The sequence below is a fragment of the Agrobacterium sp. NPDC090283 genome (assembly GCF_044769685.1).
Lineage (GTDB): Bacteria > Pseudomonadota > Alphaproteobacteria > Rhizobiales > Rhizobiaceae > Agrobacterium.
The window spans coordinates 2,501-6,346 of the sequence record NZ_JBIVYG010000044.1 but is presented as its reverse complement, the minus strand read 5'-3'; the positions used below and the strand labels follow the sequence as shown (position 1 = coordinate 6,346).

1 tRNA gene and 2 rRNA genes are annotated in these 3,846 nt (G+C 52.7%); all 3 read right to left on the bottom strand.

The features are described 5' to 3' along the window. Positions 1–77 (bottom strand) — tRNA-Met (locus ACIQUH_RS27780). A gap of 163 nt (positions 78–240) precedes the next feature. Continuing rightward, positions 241–355: ribosomal RNA gene (gene rrf / locus ACIQUH_RS27775) — 5S ribosomal RNA — on the bottom strand. A gap of 235 nt (positions 356–590) precedes the next feature. Next, positions 591–3,526: ribosomal RNA gene (locus ACIQUH_RS27770) — 23S ribosomal RNA — on the bottom strand. Positions 3,527–3,846 lie beyond the last annotated feature (320 nt).

Here is a 3,846-nt window from a genome sequence, read left to right as displayed (position 1 = left end):
TGGTTGCGGGGGCAGGATTTGAACCTGCGGCCTTCAGGTTATGAGCCTGACGAGCTACCGGGCTGCTCCACCCCGCGGCACCAGCGAGAAGTCGGAAGAACTTGTCGCCTAGATCTGGTTTTTGCTTTTGGCAAAGAACCGAAGTGATTTCATTATAACACAAAGGCCGCTTACGCGGCCTGTTGATTTGGGCGCTGGCCCTTATTTGAGAATGAGAAGATTTGCTGTTGCGTTTTGCAGACCTGGCAGCGACCTACTCTCCCGCGTCTTGAGACGAAGTACCATTGGCGCTGGGGCGTTTCACGGCCGTGTTCGGAAAGGGAACGGGTGCAGCCGCCCCGCGATAACCACCAGGTCGGCAAAACGCAACAACATACGTTGTTTTCGAGAAGCTGGAGAGCCATGGCTCTATTTAATTTAACACGTCTCACTTGACCCATCCGTATTCCACCTTTGCTCAACAGTGAGCGTGGCAGCCATACAGACCAGAGGTCGTCGCGCCTTTTGGCGCGGCCCGTCCGGAGCCCTTCGGGCGTCAGGACAGAAGAATGATGTCATCAAGCTTTGCTTGATGAACATATTCAATGGGAACGAAGAAGTCGATCGAGCTATTAGTAACGGTAAGCTTCACACATTGCTGTGCTTCCACACCCGTCCTATCAACGTGGTCGTCTTCCACGGCTCTGATAGGGAACACTCGTTTTCAGGTTGGTTTCCCGCTTAGATGCCTTCAGCGGTTATCCATTCCGTATATAGCTACTCTGCTATGCCCTTGGCAGGACAACAGATCCACCAGAGATACGTCCATCCCGGTCCTCTCGTACTAGGGACAGATCCTGTCAATATTCCTACACCCACGGCAGATAGGGACCGAACTGTCTCACGACGTTCTGAACCCAACTCACGTACCGCTTTAAATGGCGAACAGCCATACCCTTGGGACCTGCTCCAGCCCCAGGATGCGATGAGTCGACATCGAGGTGCCAAACAACCCCGTCGATATGGACTCTTGGGGGTCATCAGCCTGTTATCCCCGGCGTACCTTTTATCCGTTGAGCGATGGCCCTTCCACACGGGACCACCGGATCACTATGACCGACTTTCGTCTCTGCTCGACTTGTCAGTCTCGCAGTCAGGCTAGCTTATGCCATTGCACTCGACGACCGATTTCCGACCGGTCTGAGCTAACCATCGCGCGCCTCCGTTACTCTTTCGGAGGCGACCGCCCCAGTCAAACTACCCACCATACACTGTCCCGGATCCGGATAACGGACCGCGGTTAGACATCCACGAAGATAAGGGTGGTATTTCAAGGATGGCTCCACAGAAACTGGCGTCCCTGCTTCAAAGCCTACCACCTATCCTACACATGCCTTGGCGAATGCCAGTGTAAAGCTATAGTAAAGGTGCACGGGGTCTTTCCGTCTGACCGCAGGAACCCCGCATCTTCACGGGGAATTCAATTTCACTGAGTCTATGTTGGAGACAGCGGGGAAGTCGTTACGCCATTCGTGCAGGTCGGAACTTACCCGACAAGGAATTTCGCTACCTTAGGACCGTTATAGTTACGGCCGCCGTTTACTGGGGCTTCAGTTCAGAGCTTGCACCCCTCCCTTTAACCTTCCAGCACCGGGCAGGCGTCAGACCCTATACGTCGTATTGCTACTTCGCAGAGCCCTGTGTTTTTGATAAACAGTCGCTACCCCCTGGTCTGTGCCACCCCATCATACTTGCGTACAAAAGGGTCACGCTTCTTCCGAAGTTACGCGTGCAATTTGCCGAGTTCCTTCAACATAGTTCTCTCAAGCGCCTTGGTATACTCTACCTGACCACCTGTGTCGGTTTCGGGTACGGTCTATACGGTGGAGCTATTTCCTGGAACCTCTTCGCCGCCCAACCAATCCAATAAGGTTGAACAACACACGAGATCCGTCACTACCACCAGGCCCACGAATATTAACGTGGTTCCCATCGACTACGCGTGTCCGCCTCGTCTTAGGGGCCGGCTAACCCTGCTCAGATTAACTTTAAGCAGGAACCCTTGGTCTTTCGGCGAGGGAGTCTCTCACTCCCTTTATCGTTACTCATGTCAACATTCGCACTTCCGATATCTCCAGCAGCCCTCACGGGTCCGCCTTCACAGACTTACGGAACGCTCCGCTACCACGTGCTTACGCACATCCTCAGCTTCGGTGCATGGCTTTAGCCCCGTTACATTTTCGGCGCAAAGACCCTTATTTAGACCAGTGAGCTGTTACGCTTTCTTTAAATGATGGCTGCTTCTAAGCCAACATCCTGGTTGTTTTGGGATCCTCACATCCTTTCCCACTTAGCCATGACTTGGGGACCTTAGCTGGAGGTCAGGGTTGTTGCCCTTTTCACGACGGACGTTAGCACCCGCCGTGTGTCTGCCGACTAGTACTCCTCGGTATTCGGAGTTTGGTTAGGATCAGTAAGACGGTGAGTCCCCATAGCCCATCCAGTGCTCTACCCCCGAGGGTATTCGGTCGACGCTCTACCTAAATAGATTTCGCGGAGAACCAGCTATTTCCGAGTTTGATTGGCCTTTCACCCCTAGCCACAAGTCATCCCAATCTATTGCAACAGATACGGGTTCGGCCCTCCAGTTGGTGTTACCCAACCTTCAGCCTGCTCATGGCTAGATCACTCGGTTTCGGGTCTAATGCAACTAACTAAAATCGCCCTATTCAGACTCGCTTTCGCTGCGCCTACACCTACCGGCTTAAGCTTGCTAGTTACACTAAGTCGTTGACCCATTATACAAAAGGTACGCCGTCACCCTTGCGGGCTCCGACTGTTTGTAGGCATCCGGTTTCAGGTTCTATTTCACTCCCCTCGTCGGGGTGCTTTTCACCTTTCCCTCACGGTACTTGTTCGCTATCGGTCATGCACGAGTACTTAGGCTTGGAGAGTGGTCTCCCCATGTTCAGACAGGATTTCACGTGTCCCGCCCTACTCAAGGACAATGACTGTTCTACGCGTAAGGGGCTATCACCCTCTATGGCCGACCTTTCCAGATCGTTCCGCTTTATTCATCATTGCCACTGGCCTGGTCCGCGTTCGCTCGCCACTACTTGCGGAGTCTCGGTTGATGTCCTTTCCTGCAGGTACTTAGATGTTTCAGTTCCCTGCGTTCGCTTCTTACCCCTATGTATTCGAAAGTAAGATACCTTATTACAATACCTAGAAACCTCTTTTGCCGAACCCTTGAACCCGGTATCGCCGGGGTCTCTTTTGTCCTCACGGCCGAAGGCCTGCGGACGGCGCGCCAAACAATTGGCGACGACCTATCGGTCTGTATGGGAAGTCCCATGCAAACCGATCAAAAGTCTTATTCAAGGTGTCTGCAAAACAGATTTTCTAGGTATTTAAGGTGGGTTGCCCCATTCGGAGATCCATGGATCAAAGCTTATTCGCAGCTCCCCACGGCTTTTCGCAGCGTATCACGTCCTTCTTCGCCTGTGCATGCCAAGGCATCCACCAAATGCCCTTAATTCACTTCTTCGTTCTCATTGTCTATGCTCATCCATAGCCATTCCCTAGGGAACGGCAACCCGGTTACCTTTTACAACCAGGTCATTTCCTGATGACATCGACGTGTTCGATACAATCCTCTTTGAAGGCACGCCGGTGCACTTCGAGGTCGTATCATTAAGACCAGCTTCTCGAGATATCATCCGGTGATGCGCGGTCAGGCAACACCAATCCAGCATTCCCGTCAGAGGAACCGAAGTTCCAACAACAAAAATGCCTCGGACAAGCTTTCCTACCTACCTCCAATCCCTCCACCAATTCCGGCCGACTAAGCCATCTCATGGTTTCTCT